This is a genomic window from Thermogemmatispora sp. (genome assembly GCF_019683755.1).
Classification (GTDB): domain Bacteria; phylum Chloroflexota; class Ktedonobacteria; order Ktedonobacterales; family Ktedonobacteraceae; genus Thermogemmatispora.
Map to the genome: position 1 here is coordinate 1 of NZ_JADGHT010000042.1, position 20,672 is coordinate 20,672.

The following is a 20,672-nucleotide window of genomic DNA, read 5'->3' on the forward strand; positions in this document are numbered from 1 at the left end:
AGGTAGTTGTTTATAATAGGGGACACAGGAGCTGCTACCATCCACAATAGTGCGGAGAAGAGAGATCAAGCCAGGAGTCTAGTGCTATGGTCGAAACGTTGATTATCGGGGGCGTTATCATCTTTGTGCTGGCGGGGGGCCTGGGAATCTTCCTCGGCTTGCGTGTTCAGCGCCTGTTCATCGAGAGTGTTCGTAAGCAGCAGGCAGCCTGGGAACGCGCGGAGGAGGCACGGCGCCAGGTCTGGGAGCAAAAGCAGCAACGTGAGATGGCCGCCCAGAAACAGAGCCTGGCCAATCAGGTTGAGCAGCTGCGCAAGGCTTATGAGGAGCGCCTTAATCAGGCAATCAGTCAGTTTGGCGTAGAGCTGGAGCTTGCACGTCTACCCCGCGTGGATGAGACGCCTATTCTCTCGAAGGCGGCGGAGGAAGGAGCGGCTATGCCCGCCCATTGGCGGCCTGCCAATCTCTACAAGGCCGACCTTTCACAGCGCGACCTTTCCCATCGTTATTTAGGACGGGCCGATCTGCGTGGGGCCCGGCTGGTGGGCGCTAATCTTTCAATGGCCGATCTCTCGCGCGCTTGCCTGGCAGGCGCTGACTTGACGAGAGCCAATTTGACAGGAGCCAATCTCTCATACGCCGATTTGCGCGATGCCAACCTGAGTGAGGCCACCCTGCTGGTCGCAGATCTGCACCAGACCAATCTGACTGGGGCCCGCCTGGATAATGTCTACAGCCTGACCGAGGAGCAACTGCGCTCAGCTATTCTTGGTCCACAGAGTCGCAGCGAGGCCGAGGTGGAGGAGACTTCGCCCCGCATGCCGGCAGTCCGTCCAACTCGCATTATTCCGGAGCGTCCCGCTGCCCCTCCAGGGGGGAGCAGCAGCTTACGTCCGCGTGCTCAGGAAAGCCCTGCCCCAGAGGCGGAAGCCACTTCTACCGCTGGATCTTTCAGTTCCAGCAGCCAGCGATCCAGCTCCGCTGATCTATCCCCACGTCTGGAAGAAGCTGCCTCCTCCTTTGCTAGTGCCGCTACGACGCCGGGCACAGTCCTGCCTGCTGATCAGGAAACGTCAACGTCGCCCGCTTCTTCACCTTCATTCGGCGCTCACACGCTGCCTGAGCCGGCCATCGCCGCTTCCTCATCAATTGGAGAGAAGCAGGGAGAGCATGCAGCGGCGGTCTCTGCAGCCGGCGATGAGCTTGGTCAGGAGACCGAGAGCAGCGAGGAGGACTATTTTTCTCCTGAGAGTCTGGCCTACATGATGGAGGAGCGTCCGGCTGGAGAACAACCTGAGATTCCGGCCTGGCTCAAGGCGCTTGAGACTTCCGCGGGCGGTGTCTCGTTCAATTTCACATCCGGCCCGGAGGCCGAGTCCCAGCATTTTGATGCGTCACTCAGCACTGATGAGGAAACTCAGCACGCGCCGGCAGAGGGGCTAGAAACCTCCCCCTACCCGACCGAAAGCTTTGACCAACAGGAGGAGTTTCCTTCCTCTTCAAGTCTGCCGTGGACGGCCTCCACATGGGAGCGCGCCTGGAAAGAGGCTGTTGAGCGCGCCGCAGCTTTCTCAGGGCAGGAGGAAACCTCTGGGGAGGAAGGTAACCAGAACCAGACCGCGGAGAAGGATGTCGGAAGCCTCAAGCCGACGCCTTTTGCTTTCCGCATCCCAGATACCTCCTATGAGACGACCAGCAGCAGCGAGTCTGAGGAAGAAGCGCAGGAGGCCTCTGGCTCCTCCGCCAGCGAGCTGCCACAGGTCCCAGAGACGCCTTTCTCCGTCCCTACGCTGGATACCTTGCCTTTTATCGAGCAGTTGGTTGACCCACTGCCTCAGTCAGAACGTACCAGCGCCGAGAGCCTGCTTGATCCCCAGGTAACTGACCACATTGTTGATACCCAGGAGCTACGTGCGCTGAAGAAGCAGAAGTCACCAGCTCCAGGCGAGCAAGCGTCTTCTTAAGGAAAGGAAGAGAAGGGTTCTCTCTTCTTGTTCCGCCTGGCAGCCTGCAGAGCAAGGCAGGCAAGATTACCTGCGTCTCCACCTGCGTATCAGAGCGCTGCTTGATTAGTTCGCTTGTTGGCCGGTCTGGGGCCGGTCTAGGCCTGGCTTATTCTCTCTTCTCCCCAGCACCGGCCTGTGGCGAACCATTCCAGCCCTTCACAGGCGGCACAAATATGCTATACTAGAGCGGCAAACGGGCGGGGACGCCAAGGTATTCGACAAGGAGTAGACGTTCTATGGCCAATGAACAGCATCTGCCACTGGAAGGCAAGATCGCACTTGTGACTGGAAGTAGCCAGGGTATTGGGCGAGCAGTGGCTCTGCGTCTGGCCCAGGCGGGAGCTGATGTCGCCGTGAACTATTATCGCCATGCTGAAGCCGCCGAGGAGGTACGCGCCCAGATCGAAGCCCTCGGCAGACGCGCTATCGCCGTCCAGGCCGATGTGAGCCAGGAAGAAGATGTCAGCCGACTCTTTGAGCAAATCAACCGCGAGCTGGGGCCGGTGACCGTTCTGGTGAACAACGCCGGGACCACACGTGATAAGCTGATTCTCCAGATGTCGCTTGCCGACTTTGAAGATATTTTAAATATTAATCTCCGCTCAGCCTTTCTCTGTACCCGCGCAGCTCTGCGTTCGATGATGAAGGCGCGCTGGGGCCGTATTGTCAATGTTACCTCGGTCGCCGGTCTCCTTGGCAATGCTGGCCAGGCGAACTATAGTGCCTCGAAGGCCGCCATCATTGCGCTGACACTGAGCACCGCGCGCGAGATGGCCAGTCGCAATATCACGGCTAACGCCGTAGCGCCCGGTTTCGTCCCGACCGAGCTAACCGCTAAGCTGAGCGAGCAGCAGCGCAAGCAGATGCTCGATCTCACCCCCCTCGGTCGCTTCGGGACGCCAGAGGAGGTTGCTGCTGCTATTTGCTTCCTTTGCTCGCCTGAGGCCGGCTACATCACCGGTCAAGTCATCTGTGTCGACGGAGGCATGGCCATGCATATCTAATCAGCCGGCTCCTTCTCTCTTCCTTGGTTCCTCGGTTTCAATCATTCCCTCCGTCGCCGCTTCCCTTTCCCATTGCGTTGCTCAGCCTTGCTGTGCCGAAGAGGAAGATTTTTAACGCAGGGCCAGCGGCTCTGAAACAATTTTGGGCCGAACTCTCTCTAATTCAATAACACCGACACCAGCTCAGGAGGCATAACTGATGGGCTTGATTGAAACCGAGGAAACCAACCAGTTCACCTTTGAACCTTTCGCCGCACACCGCTTTTACACCGAGATCAATCGAGCGCTCGTGCAGCAGGCATTAGCCCACCTGACGGGGTTACCCCACGAGCAACCTCTGACCATCGTCGATATGGCTTGCGGTACTGGCGCCGTTACACGCCTGATCGCTGAGGAGTTGACGCAGCTAGGACGGCAGGCGCGTTTGATTGGCGTTGATCCCTCGGCAGAGGCTCTGCGCCGCGCTCGCAAGAGCATGGAGCCCCTAGGAATCCAGGCCGAGTTTGTCCAGGGTGAAAGCGAAGATCTACCGCGCATTGTCCACGACGCTGATATGGCCTTCTTCTGCAACGCTATTCATCTGGTCTCCGACAAATTGACCGCCTTCCGCCAGATCGCTGCTATCCTGCGTCCGGGCGGTATCTTCGCTTGCAATAGCGCCTTTTACGAGGGCACCTATGTCCCCGGCACCGAGCGCTTTTATCGCATGTGGACGCGCCGCGCCGTTGGTTGGCTACGCAAGACTCATCCCGATATCCGCCCTTCGCGTGAGACTAAGGCCCAGGCAATGCAATGGCTCTCTCCCGAGGAATATGCTGCCCTCTTCCGCGAGGGAGGCTTTAGCCGTGTGGAGATGACGCAGTCACAGGTGTCGATCCCGCTTGATGCCTGGAAGGATCTGGGTCAGTATTGGCTCTTCATTGAGGGCGCGCTACCAGGTGTGCCGCTGCCAATCGGTGCCCAGGCGTTGGCAGTGGCTGTCTATGAAGCTGGCCAGGAGCTTGGATTACAGGAGGTACCCCGGATGTGGCTTCAGATGGTAGCTGTGAAGGACGCTTGAACTACGGGCGGGTAGTGCTCTGCCCCTATGCGCCGTTCCTAGACCAGGGCAGTGAGCGGCTCAAGCTATCTCCCCTCGCCGCATCGCGGTCCTAGCCTGGCTAATAGGCTTGCAGCTCTCCTTGCTACCTCTCCTCCCCAGGTTCAGGCGAGGGCAGTCCTCACGGTCTGTCTGCGGCTGCCTCAGACCCTTAACAGCTCAGGGTGAGGTCAGGGGCGCCTCTAGCAGAGCATTGTAGAACTGTATTTCATATTCATAGCTGAGGCGCAGCACACGCATGAGACGCTGCTGCTCTGGAGGGCCCAAGCGTTGCTTACTGAGCCAGTGCTCCAGAGGAGTGACCCGCTCACCAACGGCACGATGGGCGCTGAAAAAAGCGACCTGAGATGCATTTAGACCATAATGACTCATGAGCGATGGATAGACGCGCAGGCAGAGCTGGGTAAAGACCTCCTCGCTAGCACCCACGGCTACTAGCCACTCTTCGGGACTACCCGTTTCTAAGATCCAATAGAAGAAGTTGAGCAAAGCCTGACAGCCCGCCAACGGTACAACTTGGGAAAAGGCGGCTCGTGGGAGACCGACCGCCTCTCCAAAACGCATCAGTAGCTCAGGGCCGCCTTTCTTAGCAGCCAGTTTATCAATGAGCATTTCCTGTAACTCTAGGTCGGGAGCAGCACGCGCGATGGCCAACCCATCAAGACGATAGGCATCCCGGACAATGAGCCAGTCCTGCAGGGCAAAGAGGCCCAGCCTCTCCCTGACAAGCGTGCCTGCTTCTATGCCTCTCCAGAAGGGATGGTAAAGAAGACGTTCGCGCAGTGCCTGTAGTTCCGCTCGCTGCGATGACTCTGTGGTAAGCACCTGATCGAACCATTTCATTGATTGTCTTGCTGCTCGCTTTTCTCTCACTAGAGAGACAGTCTGGCTGTTGCCAGAGAGGCCACAGATTAGCTACACTTACAGTGTAGCTGACGCAAGATGCTCGTGCCTGAGCAGGATCGGGAGGAGGTGGGAACAGACGCATGTTGGACAAGCTGACGCTGATCCCGCTGTTTGCCTTTACCCTGGCCGCAGTCATTTTCATGGGCCTGGCAATCGACAGCTTTGTGGAGCGCGGCCTTTCCTTCTCTAGCCTGGCTCGCTTCTGCCTGGAACTGGCCTTGAGCTGTCTCTTACTTCTGCCCGTAGCATACGTGCTGCTTGACAGCAGCGGCGAGTGGTACACCTTCATTGGCATCACGGTTCTGCTGCTGTTGGCAGCCCTCTGTGCCCTGCTCGGACAGCTCGCCCGTCTTACCGGTCAGAGGCGTTAAGCAAGGACAATAGCCAGCGCGCCGGTCCAGGCCAGCCACTATAACGGCCCTGCCAGCTAGTGGCCACAGCCTGATGAGTGACCCTGACCGGCGCGCCACTTTCTGCTGATGCTAGCCCTCATTCCTGCCGAGGGTCCCAGGGTCTCCTGTAATACTCCGACAGGCCACTCCGCCTAACTGAGGCCGGCCAGGGCGTGAAAGACGGTCTTCAGAGCTGGATAGAGGCTGCGATATTGCTCATAGAAGCGGGCATAGAGGGCCACTTGCTCGGGCTGAGGTGCGGTGCTTTCAGTGACCCTGACGGTGGCCTCACAGGCGGCTTGCACCGACGGATAGATGCCCGCAGCCACACCGGCCAAGAGGGCCGCACCGAAGGCTGGCCCTTCACTGGCATTGGTCACAACCAGTTCCACACCCAGCACATCAGCGATAATTTGCCGCCACAGAGGACTCTTTGCTCCACCTCCCGTGGCCCGTACCTGCTCTAGCTGTAACCCCTGAGCAGTAATGATGGAGAAGCAGTCTTTGAGACTAAAGGCTACTCCTTCTAATACAGAGCGGATGAGGTGACGGCGGTCATGAGCAGCCGTCAAGCCAATCCAACCGCCACGAGCGTAGGCATCAAGGTGTGGTGTCCGTTCTCCTTGCAGATAAGGGAGAAATAGCAAGCCCGCGCAACCGGGGGGAGCGCCAGCCGCCTCACGCGTGAGCAACTCATAGGCATCCAGACCTGTCCAGCGCTCTAGAGCACGCTCGGGCAGTCCCAGATAATCCCGTACCCAGCGCAGCGAGAGACCAGCCCCCTGGGTCACTCCCATCAGGTACCAGGCCCGCGGCACGGCATGATTAAAGGTATGAATACGAGGCGTCGGGCCTGAGCGATCGACATGAGGAGCCTCAGCGTGTGCCAAGACGACCCCACTCGTACCGATCGAGACCAAGGCCAGGCCAGGCCGTACCACGCCGTTACCCACAGCCCCACAGGCGTTATCGGCCCCCCCGCCGGCAACGGGCGTACCGGCAGGTAGACCTGTGAGGGTGGCCACCTCCTCGGTAATTGTACCAGCGACAGCATCGGCTGGCACCACCGGAGGTAAAAGGGCCGGATCAAGTCCAATAGCTTCTAATACCTCATGTGACCAGCTTCCCTCAGCCACGTTCAGCAGGCAGGTTCCGGCGGCATCGGAGATCTCCATCGCCATTGTTCCAGTCAGGCGATAGCGGATATAGTCCTTGGGCAGCAACACGGTGCGTACGCGAGCGAACAGGTCCGGCTCGTGCTCCCGCACCCAGAGAATCTTAGGCGCCGAGAAGCCCGGCAGCGCCGGGTTAGAGACAAGCTGAATGAGGCGCGCAGCTCCTACACGTTCAGTCATCCAGCGACACTGCGGCTCGGTACGCTGGTCCGCCCAGATGATACAAGGGCGAATCACCTGGGCCGCCTCATCCAAGAGGACAATGCCATGCATTTGACCCGAGAGGCCGACACCACGTACATCACCGGGCTGCACACCGGCTCTGGTCCCCTGCTCTAGACAAGCGTGAATCGCTTGCAGCGTTGCCTGCCACCAGTCCGCCGGATTCTGCTCAGCCCAGCCTGGACGCGGATGATAGAGAGGATAATCGACAAAGGCAGAAGCCAGAGGACGACCATCCTCTGCATCAAAGATGGCCGCTTTCACTCCAGTAGTTCCCAGATCAATACCAAGTAGTGCATCCATTGGCATGCATCCTGGAAAAGCAGCTCAGCAGAGCGAGGACACTGGCCCGTTGACCACACCAGGCTCAGCCTCCAGGGTCGTGTAGGAAAGCCTCCCTTTTTGGAGAGCAAGCCTGGCGCGGTCAGACAAGACAACGATTTCCTCGCCGCTGGAGCGATCAGCCCGTTTCGTGCCGGCTAGCGGTTCTTCCGCTGCTGAATGATGCGATCGATGTAAGCCTGGTCCAGGCCCAGTGTCTCGTAGACGATGCGGTAGCCCTCGACAGCGTCAGCACGGGCCCGCGCCTCGGCCAGAGCCTGGCGATCGATCTTGCGCGCCAGATCGTCAATAAAGGCCCACTGTAGCACTGAGCGGCGCACCGCCGCAATCTGGTCCTCAGTATAGGGGTAAAGATCGTAGCCGATACGCTCACCATTCTGGCCATAGCCGACATCCTGTAGCGTCATGGCCAGCTCCAGGGTCTGCATAAAGAAAGAAGCACCGACCATGTTATCGTCATCAAACGTGCCCCAGCCAGAGTTTGCATGCTGATGACCCAGGCGCCCTTCAGCATGCAAGAGGGCGGCATACTCTGCCAGGTTCTCCCCATTCATAATCAGGTGCTGCCAGTCCATATTGACCAGCAGTCGGGAAGTATCGACTCCAAGGCGCCCGATGCGCTCAATCGTATAGAGGCACGCAGCGATATTGCGCATCAGGATATTCATAGCCGGTTCGCTATTTTTATGCTCCAAGAAGACCTTTACGCCCTTGGAGGCGGCATGAGCGACCACCTCGGCAACGCCCTCAATGAAGAGGTCCCAGGTGCGGGCGTAGTCACGTTGGAAGTTATAGTTATAGCCCTCGGCTCCGGGCCAGATAATGAAATTGGCGCCCAGAGCGGCGGCCAGATCGACACCGCGCTTAAGCGTCTCGATACCACGGCGGCGCAGAGCGGGATCGGGGTTAATGAAGGCGCCGAGCTTGTAAGTGGGGTCAGTATGGAGGCCGGCGGCAATGCAATAGATATCCATCGGGCCGAGAGCGGCCTTGATGGCCTCGACGGTATCCTCATTGATCTCGCCAGGATAATGATATTCCAGGCCGTCGACCAGATCGGCCAGTCCATCAACCACGCGCTTCGTGCGCGTTACCATGTCCTCGTTGGCTACCTCGGGGTGATAGCCAGGCGGGACAAAGCGGGTGACGTTGGGGCCAAAGGCCCAGATCCCAACGCTGTTTTTGATAGCTTGATGTTCCACTGCTCCCTCCTTAGAATGAGATTCCGGTGGACTGTCTCCCGGTACGGTTGTGTTTGTCTGGCCCCTCGTTGCCCAGGAAGCAATCGCCGATCCACCTTTAAGTATACACCCGGTGCGCCTGAAAAGGCGATGGGAAGGCCAGCCCAAGGGGCAGGTCAGAGCGAAGCTGTCCTGAACAGACAGCTAGGCCACTGAGCAACGCAGGCAGGCCAGGGCAACCAGGAGGGTTCTCTGAAGCGCACTGGGAAAGTATAGAGCAGAGTGAAACAGAAGTTCCAGAAGGGAAGCATAAAGAAGGTATTGACAGAGAAAACCGGGGTTCTTTATAATCAGCCCATCTACCAGCCTGGTTGATCTTGCAAGCCACATATCCTGCTGGTGGCAAATCCAGGTCACGTCAGCAGAAGGCTAATGGGACGGTGAAAGCACGACTGTGTGAGGTCTTACTACGACCATAGCGTAATGTCTCATAGGGGGTGAAATTGTGCGCTCCCCAAAAAGTTGCGCTCACCGCCCTGCTGTCACCCGCCTTGCGCGGTGCAGACCTGGTATTTGCGAAGGAGGCTGTCTTCCATGAAGAGAAACTGGCTACGCTTCATGGCTCTTACGATGGGCATACCCTTGCTTGTAGCAATGCTGGTAGCCTGCGGAGCCGGTACGACGACAACAGGCACGGGCACCAGCACGACGCAGGGGTCCACCATCATCAAGGTTGCCACGGATTTTCCGGTCAGCGGCGCGGATGCCGGTATTGGAAAATCGACAGAGAACGGGGCCCATCTGGCCGTTGATGAGGCCAACGCCAATCATGTGATCCCCGGCTATACCCTGCAGTTCGATCCCCAGGACGATGTTGGCGCCTCGGGCGTGCACGATCCGACCAAGGGTGCGAATAACATGAAGGCCCTGGTTGGCGATGCTCTGGTGGCAGGCGTGGTTGGCCCGCTTAACAGTAACGTGGCGCAGGCGGAAATGCCGATCGCTAATCAGGCCTCGCTGGCAATGATCAGCCCGGCAAACACTAACCCCTGTCTGACCAAGGAAGGGGCCGATGTGGGCTGCACTGGCGCGAATGACCTGGTGCCAAAGCTGCGCCCTACAGGTAATGTGACTTACTTCCGCGTCGCAGCCACCGATGACCATCAGGGGCCCGCTATGGCGGACTACCTCTACAACACGCTGCATCTGCGCACCGCCTACGTCATCGATGATACGGAGACCTACGGCGCTGGCCTCGCTAAGTACTTTGTCCAGGAGTGGACAAAGCTGGGCGGCACGGTCATCGATGGCAAGAGCCACGGCGTTAAGAGCACAACCTCCTATTTGAATCTGCTGACGGCAGCCGCAGCCTCCAAGCCGGATGTGATCTACTTCGGCGGCAACTACTCGACTGGTGGGAAAATCATTCAGCAGGAGATGATGACCATCCCTGAGCTGAAGAACGCTGTTTTCGCTGGAGGCGATGGTCTGACGGGTGACACCAACTTCTATAAGCAGATCGTCGATCTGGGAGGCAAGGCCTACATGACGGTGGCCGCTCCTGATGTCTCGAAGATCCCTGCCGCGCAGACGTTCATTAAGAACTACACGGCAAAGTATGGCGATGTGGGTCCCTATAGCGCCGCCGCTTACGATGCCATGAATATTCTTATTCAGGCCATTAAGGTGGCGCTGACCAAGACCCATACGCCGAAGGATTCGAGCGATTCAGCTCAGGCCCAGGTCTTCCGCCAGGCGGTCGTCGATGCCCTGAAGACGATCACTTATAATGGTATCACCGGCAAGATCTCTTTCGACCAGAATGGCGATACGACCAACAAGATCTTCACCATCTATCAGGTTGCTAACGTGAACGGCAAACCTGATCTGGTGGCGAAGGACGTTGTCACCGTCCAGTAATGTAGCTTTAAAGTGGCAGGCCAGTCACGGCAATCAACGGTCGCAGATGCGGATTCGTCAAGCGCAGCGGCCAGTCCGGCTGGCCTGCCTTGTAGACTTCTACCTGCTGTAGCTACTGCAGCCTCGGTCGACTGAAGATTCTCCCCAGGCTGGTGTCCCTGTGGCTCCTATCGTTCTTACCTTGTTTACTGTCCCTGCAGTCCTCTTTGCCCACTTCAGTCGATCTTCCTGGATAAGGCGGGAGAGAGCCAGTCAATCAAGTCAACAGCCAGTCTGTTTCGGAGCCCACTGCCTCGCTTACTGACTCTGGCGCTTTGCCGCCTTGCCCCAAACCAAGCATGCAACGCCGGCTAAGCAGCCGGTGAAAGGTGAGGTGAGGTTACATGGACTTCTTAACCAAGACGATACGCTTGATTATTGAGGGGCTAGTCACCGGGTCGATCTACTCTCTGGTCGCCCTGGGCTATACGATGGTCTATGGGATCATCGAGCTGATCAACTTTGCCCACGGCGACATCTTCATGATGGGCACACTGGTGACCTTGCTCTTGGTCACCAATGTCTTCCATCTCTCCAACGCTTCTGCCATGCCGCTCGGCAATTTGCTCCTCATGCTGGTCGTATCATTCTTAGCATCAACCGTCATTTGTGCCCTCCTCGGGGTGCTCATTGAGCGCGTGGCCTATCGCCCGTTGCGCAACGCTCCACGCCTGGCCCCGCTCATTTCGGCCATCGGCGTCTCGCTGGCCCTGGAGGATACGGCCAAGGCCATTATCGGCCCTAGCGCTGTTACGACCCCCCCCTTGATCCCTCTGGTTAATTATAGCTGGGGTCCGATTCTCCTCCATAATACCGATATTATTGTGCTGATTGTGGCCGTGCTGCTGATGGTAGGTCTGCAATGGCTGGTCACAAGCACGCGGATTGGACGCGCAATGCGCGCGGTGGCCCAAGACCGCGAGGCTGCAGCTTTGATGGGGGTCAATGTCGACCAGGTGATCGCCTTCACTTTTCTGGTCGGAGCAGGCATTGCGGGAGCAGGCGGCTTCTTCTTCCTCCTCTGGTCCAATGATACTTCCTTCAACATTGGCTTTGAGCTGGGACTCTTTGCTTTCACCGCCGCTGTACTGGGTGGGATTGGTAATCTGGTTGGCGCTATGCTGGGAGGGCTGGCAATCGGTCTGATCCGTTCCTTGATGGCCCTCTGGCCAGAGACTCCTCCCTTTGGCTTGCCACATGGCGGTGTCTCCTGGCAGGATGCCGCCGTTTTCGCTATCCTGATCTTGATTCTGGTCTTCCGCCCCACTGGCCTCCTTGGGCAACAGCTAGCCGAGAAGGTCTAGCCACGAAGCGTGAACACGCGCACGTTGCTATAAGACAGAGGTAGAATGCGATGGCTATGTTGGTTCCTTCCCAGATCCTGCCACAGACAGGCGAGACCCGTCGGCTGCTTGTGAAATGGGTCATCGCCTTTTTGGTACCAGTGCTTGTCTTTACGCTCGTCTGGAGCGGGGAGGCAATGCTGAATGCTGCCTTGCTGGCGATCTTCTTCCCCGCGAATTTCTCAGTTTCGACGCTGGCCGCCGGCCTCTTCATGTTGCTCTTTTATGGCATCATTCTGGGGCTGGTAGGCTACCTGGTGGCCGCCGATAGTGGGCGACAGGGCATGATAGATCTGTGGATCTCGATGTTTTTCTTCACGGTGGTCCCGATCCTGTTGATCTATATCACCGCCAACCTCTTTGTAGGCCTGGCGGCTTCAGTGGTGGTTTGGGTCATCTACTATTATGGACGTCGCCTTGTGCAGCTCTTCCTCTCCTCCCCTTCCCTTCCCCCTCTGCCAAGTTTGACAGTGCTCGATACGGAGATGCGCGCCACTTTGACGACGCGCGCTCGTCTAGGAAGCTTCTGGTTCGCCCTCCTCTTCTCCTTAGTCTGGCTGCTCGCCGACTTGCTCTTCTACTTCACCGGTCAGTATGGCCAGGCTTCGCTGCTGTTTCTGATCTGGATCGTGCTGCGCACGGTGCTGCTGCCAGTTGCCGGCTGGTTACTAGGAGGCGTGGGAGGTCAGATCGCAGTACGCCATGCACTGCAGGCCAACGGCAATGGGGGTAACGGTGATCGCTCTGACACGCCTGTTAGCACACGCCGCCTGCGTCTGCTCTCCGCCACCCGCGCCCGCGAGGAGGCTCGCGATTTGGTCCCCAATGACCTGCCTCTGAGGAGCACTGGAGCCCGGAATTTCTACATCTGGCTGCTTGTTGCTTTGCTGCTCTTCTACCCGATGATTGATCCCTTCCTCTTCGGAGCGGGGACGAATGCGCGCCTGGACAACTATGCCAATGCTGGCTATTATGTGATTCTAGCCCTGGGTCTGAATATCGTTGTGGGCTTTGCCGGCTTGCTGGATCTGGGCTACGTTGCCTTCTTCGTAATCGGCGCCTATACCTGGGCGATGGTCGGCTCACCTCAGCTCACAGTGCTGACAGGGATTCGCATCAACCCTGAGATCTGGCCCTGGCTCTTCTGGCCGATGCTGATCGTGGCCGCCCTGATCGCTGCTCTCTGGGGCGTCTTGCTGGGTGCGCCCACTCTACGCTTGCGTGGTGATTACCTGGCGATCGTGACCCTCGGCTTCGGCGAGATTATCCCCATTGTGGTCCAGAATCTGGATAAGTATACGAATGGTACCAACGGCCTGACAGGTATCTACTCGCCGGCCTTCTTCGGGGTACGCTGGAATGTTTCAACCTCAGAGCCGTACTACTACCTGATCCTGGTGCTGATCGCCATCGTGCTGCTGGCCAACGTGCGCCTGCGCGATTCACGCATCGGACGAGCCTGGGTCGCAATGCGGGAGGATGAGATTGCCGCCGCCTCCTCGGGCATTAATTTGACGCGGACAAAGCTGTTGGCCTTTGCTGCCGGCGCTTTCTTTTCAGGGATCGCTGGCGCGTACTACGCCGCTAAGCTGAGTACGGTGGCATCCGGCAACTTCAGCTTCAGCGACTCGGTGATCTACCTGGCAATGGTGGTCCTTGGCGGCCTGGGGAGCATCCCTGGCGTGGTCGTCGGCGCCCTCGTTGTCTATGCCGTGAATGTGCTGGTCTTGCCTCAGCTCGATGCACTGGGGAACGATCCAACCAGTATCATCTATCCGATCTATACGCATATCCTCCAGGTGATCCCTAACTTCTCGTTCAGCAATATCCGCAATTTGATTTTCGGGATTATCCTGGTTGTGCTCATGATCTTCCGGCCAGAAGGACTGATTCCCAGTACGCGTCGACGCCGCGAGCTGCATCGGGCCGAGTTCGAAGGGGCCGAGATCACTTCTCTGGATACTCCCCCCGGAGCGCCTGGTTTCGAGTCGGAGATCCACGTCGAGTAACGAGTAACGAGGAATGAGCTGAGCATATGATGACGGAGACAAATGCCGCCAATAATTGGCGTTGTTCCTAGCTGGAGGCTGCGATCATGACTGCTGAGTACGAGCAGACCCCTCAGCCCGCGCGCCAACCCTTGCTAGAGTTGAAGCAGGTGACGAAGCATTTCGGTGGCCTCGCCGCGGTCCAGGATCTTGATCTGGTCGTCTATCCTCAGGAGATCGTGAGCATTATCGGGCCTAATGGTGCGGGCAAAACAACGGTTTTTAATCTGATCACCGGGATCTACCAGCCCACGTCGGGGGAGATCCTTTTCGACGGTCAGCCGCTCACGAAGCTGGCCCCCCATAAGGTGGTGGAGCGCGGCATCTCTCGCACGTTCCAGAACATTCGTCTGTTCAATAATATGACGGTTCTGGAAAATGTACTGGTCGGCGAGCATCTGAGCCTGAAAGCCTCAATTCTGGATGCGGTTTTCCGTCCCCCCTGGGTCAAGCAGGAAGAGGAGGCTGCCCGCCGACGGGCAATTGAGCTGCTCAGTTTCTTCGGTCAGCATTTGGTCGACCGCCAGGACGAGTATGTGATTAATCTTTCTTACGCCGACCGCCGCCGCGTGGAGATCGCCCGCGCCCTGGCCTCGCGGCCCAAATTGCTGCTGCTCGATGAGCCAACCGCCGGTATGAACGAGGCGGAGACGATGGAGGCCGTGCATTATATCCGCCGTCTTCGCGATGAGCTGCATTTGACGATCTTGCTGATCGAGCACAAACTGATGGTGACAATGGGTATCTCTGACCGTATCGCTGTGCTCGACTACGGGCGCAAGATCGCTGAGGGGCTGCCCGATGAGATCCGTCGCGATGAGCGAGTGATTACAGCTTATCTTGGTACGGCAGCTACTTCCGGGCGCCAGACATGGCAGGTGACGTTTCGGCGTCAGCCCGAAGGGGAGGCAAGTAACCACCATGAGTAAGAAACTGATTGAGCCAAGTGACCTGCTGCTAGTGTTGCTGCTCGCCGCTCTCCAATCGGCTGTCTGTGAGGGGGCGCACGATGAGTGACGTGATGCTGCGGCTGGAGCATGTCGATACGTTCTACGGCCCCATCCAGGTGCTTCACGATATTAATCTGGAGGTGCGCCGCGGCGAAATCGTTTGCTTGCTCGGGGCTAATGCCGCTGGCAAGACCACAACAATGAAGACGATCTTCGGCCTGGTTCGCCCACGCCGGGGGACGATTACTTTCGATGGTCAGCGGATCGATCACCGGCTCCCCAGCGATATTGTACGGCTGGGCCTGGCCCTGGTCCCTGAAGCCCGTCGCATTTTCCCGCGCATGACGGTGCTGGAAAACTTGCAGATGGGTGCCTATACACGGACCAATAAGGCCGAGATTGAGCAGGATCTTGATCACGTCTGCCAGATCTTCCCGCGCATTAAGGAGCGCCTCAAGCAGATCGCCGGGACGCTCTCAGGTGGCGAGCAGCAGATGCTGGCGATGGCTCGCGCTTTGATGTCACGACCACGCATGCTGTGCATGGATGAGCCTTCGATGGGCCTCTCTCCTATTCTGGTGGAGACAGTCTTTGAGACAATCGTGCGTATCCGTTCGGAGGGTGTGACGATCTTTCTGGTGGAGCAGAATGCCTCGATGGCGCTGAGTCTGGCCGATCGCGGTTATGTGCTGCAGACCGGTAAGATTGTGTTGAGCGATACAGCAGCTAATCTGCTGCAGAACGACCTGGTACGGCAGGCGTACCTCGGCGGCGCTTGAGTCGCATAGTGGGTGCTTCGCCGCGTCTCGCCTCCACCCGTTAGGGGGATGAGTGGGAACGGTCTGCCCAGCCCGCGTTCAGCCTATCTGGTGGGGCTGGGCGGACCTTCTTGCTGCCAGGTTAGCCTCTGGCCCAGGCCTACCAGGACGTTTGGATCAATGATTCCGCTCTCTGCCAACCTCACATAGCAAGATACCACGGTCAGCAGAGAAGCAAATGCCATTGATGTATGGTCCGTAGTTACGATGGTGACCCTGGCAACAGATGAACTAGTGATCTTCCTCTGCGGATCAGCAGGTGTTCGTAGACGGTAGCTGGCGGCTCCACCCAGAGATTGCCGCCACCATCGCCGCTCAAGAACCAGATCCCTCGTAGGGGCTGGGACCCGGCTGGGCACTGAGAGACATCTTCTGCTTATCTCTGCTGTCCACGTCCAGGCCAGCCCCGCCAGGTCACCTTGCTGACTAGCCGGCTCCAGTGCCAGGGACCGAGGAGATGCCCTAGCTACTTGCTTGCTCTCCAGGGTTGACGGCCCAGGCCGTCAGCCCGAAACCGACAATGGTGTAGTCTTCGGCGGCCATCTCTTGAAGCATCTGCTGATAGACCCGCTCAAATTCCGCTTCATCAATGACGCCGCTGGCCAGTAGGAAGGGCTTGGTTAGGCAGAAGAGAGCCTGCATATCTCTGTAGCCACTGTCATGCATGGGCATCCCATAGGAGCCGTCGTAATAGAAGGCGCGACGCTGGATGTTGACAAAGCCGGCTTCGCGCAGGAGACGCGCCAGCATGTAGACAACGCCTGTCGAGTTGCCGTCGACGGAAAAGGTCCGCTTTTGTTGGGCCAACGCGCGATTGAGACAGGTGTAAAGGCGTTGATAGGCCGGACTATTGCTTACCGGAGTTTCTATCTCGGTGAGGCGTATGATGCCCCCGGGACGGAGGATGCGTCGGCACTCCCTGAGAAGGGCCGGCCAGCTCTGCTGGTCCATAAAGGCCATAATTAGCCGGGCATTGACCAGATCAAAGGTGGCAGCGTGGAAAGGGAGGGGCTGGCGGGCATCTGCCACTTCGAAGGTGACATTCGGTAACTCACGCACGCGGGCGGTGGCAAGGGCATAATCGATCATGGTCGGGTTGATATCGATCCCTACGACTTCGAGCTGAGGGTAGCGCGCTGCTAGCTCCAAAGCCCACCCTCCAGGACCACAGGCGATGTCAAGCACCCGTTGTAGCTGGCTGGGATCGTCCAGCTCCGGCAATAGTCCCCCCATCGCTTCACTAAAGAGCCGCTCTTGCTCAAGCAGCCTGGCTGTTTCCGCCCCTTGCTCAATATCGATGAAATAGCGATTCTCTCCTGCAGAAGAGGCCGAATCGGCAGACACGATGCCTCTGTCCTCCTTTCTCCTTGCTTCTCTACAGTCGGCTGCCCGCCCAGCGAGCAATCTTCATCAGCCGAGAAAGCAGGGCCAAGCTGCTTGCAGCCACTACGCTACGAGAGCGGCGTATGAGCTATCGCGAAGGAGACGCCCGCGGACAGACAGGCTGCGCCTTTCTACTATAGTACAGTAACGGCGGTGAGTAGCGCCAGAGGAACGATGAGCCTCACGGTAGCAAAATGAGAGCGAGGTCCAGGGCAGGCCTCGCTCCGTTGCATAATCATTACTCTAGGGAGGTCCAGGCAGTTGGATGTCCAGCGCCTCCCTGGTGAAGACCACGAGCCTGTCCGTGGGCCTTGAGAGTAAGATGAGCTGGGCGCAGAGAGGTGCTCACCGGCAGAGCCACGACCAGGACCCCATTGCCGTAGGTCACATTGGCGTGTTCTCCATCGACAGGCAGCTCTAGCTGTAGCTCGCGATGGTAGGCGCCGATGCTCCACTCATCGATCAGCAGCTCTTTGACGTCTTTGAGCAGAGCCCGTAAGTCTCCATGTAGAATCAGGCGTCCATCTTTCTGCAGCTCAATATGAATGTCATCCGGCTCCATGCCTGGCATGGGAGCAGCAATGACCAGGCGGTCTTCACTCCGGTACATTTTGACTGGGACATGGTGGATCTTCAGTCGCTCCTGCATCGCGATCCTCCTGCAAAACCTGATTGAATTTCATCACCCCACTGGCTAGCTCTCTTCTCTAAGGGGCACGAGATGTAGCCACTCAGAGTGTCAGCTCTCCAGCACCCGACCCTCCATCGTCATAACTCCTCAGCTCAGCTGCCACTGTTTCCATTTTGGTGCCGAACGAAAGGAATCCTTCTACAGAACAGCACAGACATGACCTTCAGCAGGTACTCTACAGGGAGTAGGGAAGGAGTGAGAAGATAGTGGAGATAGCTCTCACGTTGAACATCCTGGCGGACCTGGCACCCGATGACCAGGTGCTGAAGGCCGGGCAGAAACTTGCTAGTCAGGGGCAGTGGCAAGCCCTGGGCCAGGATGAGCAGGCTCTCTGGGGTGAATGCCAGGGCAGTAACCTCTACCGTGTCTGCGTGGATAAACTGTCGTTGAAGACCTCCTGTACCTGCCCCAGTCGCAAGATTCCTTGCAAGCATAGCATCGGACTGCTCTGCCTGGCAGTATCCAGCCCTGAGCGCTTGCCGGTATCACCCGCACCAACGTGGGTCAAGGCCTGGTTGACACGCCACGCCGGTCTGTTGAGACAGCCAGGCTCTCAGCAATCAGCGGCAGCTTCAGCCGCGTCCGAAACGCTTGAACCCGCTCCGAATGACACGAAGGCGCAGGGACGCCAACAACGCAGTTACCGACGCCAGCAACGGATGTTACAGGGTTTGGAGCGCCTCGATCTCTGGCTCACCGACGTGCTGCGCAATGGCCTGGCCGATTTGCAGGGCGAGACGCTGAATCAGTGGGAACAGGAGGCCGCCGCGCTGGATGACGCCCAGATGCCGGGCCTGGCTTCGCGCCTGCGCCTCTTGACTACTGTACCGTATAGTCGTCCCGATTGGCCAGAGCTGCTGCTGCGCCAGCTCGGCAAGCTGGCCCTCTTGGGTGAAGCTTTTCGCCACATGGAGCGTCTAGACTCCGGATTGCAGGAGGATGTCCGCCAGGTTCTAGGCCTCTCTCTGTCGTCAGAGGAACTGCTCTCCCGCGGGGAGCGGGTTCGAGACCGCTGGCTCTTCCTCGGCCAGCGCCTGGAGCAAAGAGATCAACTGTGGCAGCAGCGCACATGGCTCCTTGGACAACAGACAGGTCGCCAGGCTCTGCTCTTGCAATATTCACCAGCAAGCAAGGAGCCAATGTTTGCTGAGCGCTACCCCCTCGGCTGCACACAGGAGGCCGAGCTGATCTTTTGGCCAAGCGCTTATCCGCAACGTGCCCGCTTGCTGGCATATGATAGCCCCGCCACTCCGCTCAGCAGCTCACCAGGGGCCGCCAGCCTTGCCGACTTTCTGGAGATGGTGGCAACAGCTCTGGCACGTCAACCCTGGCTTGAGCGCTTCTTGTGTGTACTGAGCGAGGCCATGCCCATCTGCCTCGACGAGGGCCAGCACTGGTGCTTACGCGATCGTCACGGTCAAGCTCTGCCACTGAGCCGCGGCCCCCACTGGCAATTACTGGCCCTATCAGGTGGCTACCCCCTCACATTTATCGGCGAGTGGGACGGCACTGAGCTATTCCCATTGGCTGCTATCAGCCCCAGCGAGGGCTTTCACACTCTGTTTTCGCTTAAAAGATATCGAGTGCAATTGAAGGCTAGAAGTTAATCGACGTTTATGAGCCGTTTAAAGCTATTGACCCGCTATGCCCTGCTTGGCACACGCCAGGAGCAACCTCCACCAGAGATTGCCACAACCCCTTTTGACCGACTGCTTGACGAGCTGCCGGAGAACCTTCCACTAGAGCGTAAGCTGCTCTTGCTGGCCGGCGCAGAAGCTGTCTATACGCTAGCAGGGACCAGCCCCTTTTCTGTGGGCGTGACGCTCACAGCCGCCCCAGCGGAGAAGCTACCTCTATGCCCGCCGCGAGCGGCGGCCATGCTCGAGAGCATGCTGGAGCAGGCCAGCTCTGAAGTGCAGTTTCAGGCGCTGGAGCTAGTGGCACGACACGGCCTTCGCCTGCCTTTCACCATGCTGCCCAGGCTATTTGAAATGCTGGACACGAAGAGAGCTGATGCGCCTCCTGCTGTAGTGCAGGTGATAGGAGAACGTGGGCGTTGGCTGGCCCGCTTTCAGCCGTCCTGGTACAGGCTGCTGATCAGCAGATTACCTGCGACCGAGCTGAGCGAGCAAGAAATGAGTGCACTGTGGAAGGAGGGCACAATTGCCGAACGCCTGGCCCTGCTGCGTCAGCTACGAATTCACAATCGTTCTCTGGCCCGCCAATGGCTGGCGGAAGCCTGGCCAAAGGAGCGGCTAGAGCAGAGATTAGCCTTGCTGAAAACAGTTGAGATCGGCCTTGAGGAGGCCGATGAGGCTTTCTTGGAAACAGTACGCGATCAGCGCAGCCCCCAGGAACGCCGTCAGGCAGCCGCATTGCTGGCACGTCTGCCTACCTCTGCCTGCCGTCGCGAGCTGCTGGCAGTAGCTCAGAATCTGCTTCGAAAGGAACGGCGACCATCAGGCGATCGGGTATGCGCCTTCCTACCGCAAGCCTACTTACCAGAGTGGCGGCGCTTTGGCATCGAACAAGGCGGATCATCTCCGCAGCGGCGCGCCGAGTGGCTGCAGGCATTGATCAGTCTGGTTCCTCCTGACTATTGGGAGCAGCAGTTACAGCTCTCGCCTGCGGACAGCGTGCATGCGCTAGAGAGCGACTGGCGTACCCAGGTACTTACCGGTCTGCTGCAAGCCACCCTGTTGCATCGTGCCCCCTCTTGGGCGCGTGCGCTTCTCTCCTGGCTTGATCCAGATACCCAGCAGCCTCTTACAGGGGCCGAGGATCTGCTCAATTGCCTAGAGCAGCAGGAAGCAGAGCAGTTTGTGCTCCGTGCGCTGGCCTCCCCTGAGCAGCGCTGGTCTGAGCGCTGGCTGGCCCTCCTGACCAGGCTACCTGGACCGTGGAGCACCGTCTTTGGATGTCGCTTTCTTGAGCACCTGCAAAGCCGGCTTGAGCAGTTGGCCAGGCTTGCCACGAGAAAGTCGCCGCTGACTGCCCCTCCCGACCTGACGGAGGAGTGGCAGCAGTGGGAGAAAGGTCTCAGGATCGCCAGCAAGGCTCTGCCTGAAGCCTGCTTCGACTACGCCCTGCAAGTGATCCAGGCGGCGCCTCTGCAAACAATTAGCAGTTACTATGTTCAATATACCATCATTC

Annotated in this window: 16 protein-coding genes; 11 read left to right on the top strand and 5 right to left on the bottom strand. The window is 58.3% G+C overall.

What is annotated here, in order from left to right; genetic code table 11:
- The first annotated feature begins 86 nt into the window (after window positions 1–86).
- The 3 genes from IRZ24_RS05025 (at window position 87) to IRZ24_RS05035 (ending at window position 4,070) form a co-directional block, all read left to right on the top strand.
- Window positions 87–1,964: a pentapeptide repeat-containing protein gene (locus IRZ24_RS05025; RefSeq protein WP_297160859.1), complete on the top strand. Its 1,878-nt coding sequence runs from the start codon at window positions 87–89 to the stop codon at window positions 1,962–1,964.
- A gap of 278 nt (window positions 1,965–2,242) precedes the next feature.
- Entirely contained in the window at window positions 2,243–3,010 is a 768-nt protein-coding gene (gene fabG, locus IRZ24_RS05030; RefSeq protein ID WP_297160860.1) for a 3-oxoacyl-[acyl-carrier-protein] reductase, read from the top strand.
- Between the two features lie 199 nt (window positions 3,011–3,209).
- A complete protein-coding gene (locus tag IRZ24_RS05035; protein WP_297160861.1) occupies window positions 3,210–4,070 on the top strand; it encodes a class I SAM-dependent methyltransferase in 861 nt (286 codons plus the stop codon).
- Window positions 4,071–4,268: 198 nt separating this feature from the next.
- Here the strand turns inward: IRZ24_RS05035 and IRZ24_RS05040 are convergent, their stop codons facing one another.
- Window positions 4,269–4,952, bottom strand: a complete 684-nt coding sequence (locus IRZ24_RS05040; RefSeq protein WP_297160862.1) for a hypothetical protein — start codon at window positions 4,950–4,952, stop codon at window positions 4,269–4,271.
- A gap of 143 nt (window positions 4,953–5,095) precedes the next feature.
- On the opposite strand from IRZ24_RS05040, the gene IRZ24_RS05045 reads away from it, so the two are divergent.
- A complete protein-coding gene (locus tag IRZ24_RS05045; protein WP_297160863.1) occupies window positions 5,096–5,386 on the top strand; it encodes a hypothetical protein in 291 nt (96 codons plus the stop codon).
- 173 nt (window positions 5,387–5,559) lie between these two features.
- On the opposite strand, the gene xylB is transcribed toward IRZ24_RS05045, so the two are convergent.
- Both xylB and IRZ24_RS05055 read right to left on the bottom strand, forming a co-directional pair.
- Window positions 5,560–7,107: a xylulokinase gene (gene xylB / locus IRZ24_RS05050; protein ID WP_297160864.1), complete on the bottom strand. Its 1,548-nt coding sequence runs from the start codon at window positions 7,105–7,107 to the stop codon at window positions 5,560–5,562.
- Between the two features lie 176 nt (window positions 7,108–7,283).
- Window positions 7,284–8,348 carry a TIM barrel protein gene (locus IRZ24_RS05055; protein WP_297160865.1) on the bottom strand — a complete coding sequence of 355 codons (1,065 nt, stop codon included), beginning with the start codon at window positions 8,346–8,348 and terminating at the stop codon, window positions 7,284–7,286.
- 573 nt (window positions 8,349–8,921) lie between these two features.
- Here IRZ24_RS05055 and IRZ24_RS05060 point away from each other — a divergent pair.
- From IRZ24_RS05060 to IRZ24_RS05080, 5 genes are all read left to right on the top strand, one after another.
- On the top strand, window positions 8,922–10,247 hold the full coding sequence (locus IRZ24_RS05060; protein ID WP_297160866.1) for a branched-chain amino acid ABC transporter substrate-binding protein: 1,326 nt from the start codon (window positions 8,922–8,924) through the stop codon (window positions 10,245–10,247).
- Window positions 10,248–10,630: 383 nt separating this feature from the next.
- Entirely contained in the window at window positions 10,631–11,590 is a 960-nt protein-coding gene (locus IRZ24_RS05065; RefSeq protein ID WP_297160867.1) for a branched-chain amino acid ABC transporter permease, read from the top strand.
- A 50-nt stretch (window positions 11,591–11,640) separates the two neighbouring features.
- Window positions 11,641–13,638, top strand: coding sequence for a hypothetical protein (locus IRZ24_RS05070; RefSeq protein ID WP_297160868.1), 1,998 nt, complete (start codon window positions 11,641–11,643; stop codon window positions 13,636–13,638).
- 86 nt (window positions 13,639–13,724) lie between these two features.
- A complete protein-coding gene (locus IRZ24_RS05075; protein ID WP_297160869.1) occupies window positions 13,725–14,606 on the top strand; it encodes an ABC transporter ATP-binding protein in 882 nt (293 codons plus the stop codon).
- A gap of 80 nt (window positions 14,607–14,686) precedes the next feature.
- Window positions 14,687–15,406 (top strand): ABC transporter ATP-binding protein, encoded by a 720-nt coding sequence (locus IRZ24_RS05080; RefSeq protein ID WP_297160870.1) that lies wholly within the window; start codon window positions 14,687–14,689, stop codon window positions 15,404–15,406.
- Between the two features lie 501 nt (window positions 15,407–15,907).
- Here the strand turns inward: IRZ24_RS05080 and IRZ24_RS05085 are convergent.
- Both IRZ24_RS05085 and IRZ24_RS05090 read right to left on the bottom strand, forming a co-directional pair.
- Window positions 15,908–16,789 (bottom strand): class I SAM-dependent methyltransferase, encoded by an 882-nt coding sequence (locus tag IRZ24_RS05085; RefSeq protein ID WP_297160871.1) that lies wholly within the window; start codon window positions 16,787–16,789, stop codon window positions 15,908–15,910.
- A 277-nt stretch (window positions 16,790–17,066) separates the two neighbouring features.
- Window positions 17,067–17,477, bottom strand: coding sequence for an Hsp20/alpha crystallin family protein (locus tag IRZ24_RS05090; protein WP_297160872.1), 411 nt, complete (start codon window positions 17,475–17,477; stop codon window positions 17,067–17,069).
- A 248-nt stretch (window positions 17,478–17,725) separates the two neighbouring features.
- On the opposite strand from IRZ24_RS05090, the gene IRZ24_RS05095 reads away from it, so the two are divergent.
- The gene (locus tag IRZ24_RS05095; protein ID WP_297160873.1) at window positions 17,726–19,126 is read left to right on the top strand and encodes an SWIM zinc finger family protein; all 1,401 of its coding nucleotides are present in this window, start codon (window positions 17,726–17,728) and stop codon (window positions 19,124–19,126) included.
- A 9-nt stretch (window positions 19,127–19,135) separates the two neighbouring features.
- On the top strand, window positions 19,136–20,672 hold a 1,537-nt coding region (locus IRZ24_RS05100; protein ID WP_297160874.1), incomplete at its 3' end, for a DUF5691 domain-containing protein.

Excerpts from the sequence above, each read along its gene's own strand:
- IRZ24_RS05025 (WP_297160859.1), top strand. The coding sequence starts at position 87 with ATGGTCGAAACGTTGATTATCGGGGGCGTTATCATCTTTGTGCTGGCG.
- fabG (WP_297160860.1), top strand. The coding sequence starts at position 2,243 with ATGGCCAATGAACAGCATCTGCCACTGGAAGGCAAGATCGCACTTGTG.
- IRZ24_RS05035 (WP_297160861.1), top strand. The coding sequence starts at position 3,210 with ATGGGCTTGATTGAAACCGAGGAAACCAACCAGTTCACCTTTGAACCT.
- IRZ24_RS05040 (WP_297160862.1), bottom strand. The coding sequence starts at position 4,952 with ATGAAATGGTTCGATCAGGTGCTTACCACAGAGTCATCGCAGCGAGCG.
- IRZ24_RS05045 (WP_297160863.1), top strand. The coding sequence starts at position 5,096 with ATGTTGGACAAGCTGACGCTGATCCCGCTGTTTGCCTTTACCCTGGCC.
- xylB (WP_297160864.1), bottom strand. The coding sequence starts at position 7,107 with ATGGATGCACTACTTGGTATTGATCTGGGAACTACTGGAGTGAAAGCG.
- IRZ24_RS05060 (WP_297160866.1), top strand. The coding sequence starts at position 8,922 with ATGAAGAGAAACTGGCTACGCTTCATGGCTCTTACGATGGGCATACCC.
- IRZ24_RS05065 (WP_297160867.1), top strand. The coding sequence starts at position 10,631 with ATGGACTTCTTAACCAAGACGATACGCTTGATTATTGAGGGGCTAGTC.
- IRZ24_RS05070 (WP_297160868.1), top strand. The coding sequence starts at position 11,641 with ATGGCTATGTTGGTTCCTTCCCAGATCCTGCCACAGACAGGCGAGACC.
- IRZ24_RS05075 (WP_297160869.1), top strand. The coding sequence starts at position 13,725 with ATGACTGCTGAGTACGAGCAGACCCCTCAGCCCGCGCGCCAACCCTTG.
- IRZ24_RS05080 (WP_297160870.1), top strand. The coding sequence starts at position 14,687 with ATGAGTGACGTGATGCTGCGGCTGGAGCATGTCGATACGTTCTACGGC.
- IRZ24_RS05090 (WP_297160872.1), bottom strand. The coding sequence starts at position 17,477 with ATGCAGGAGCGACTGAAGATCCACCATGTCCCAGTCAAAATGTACCGG.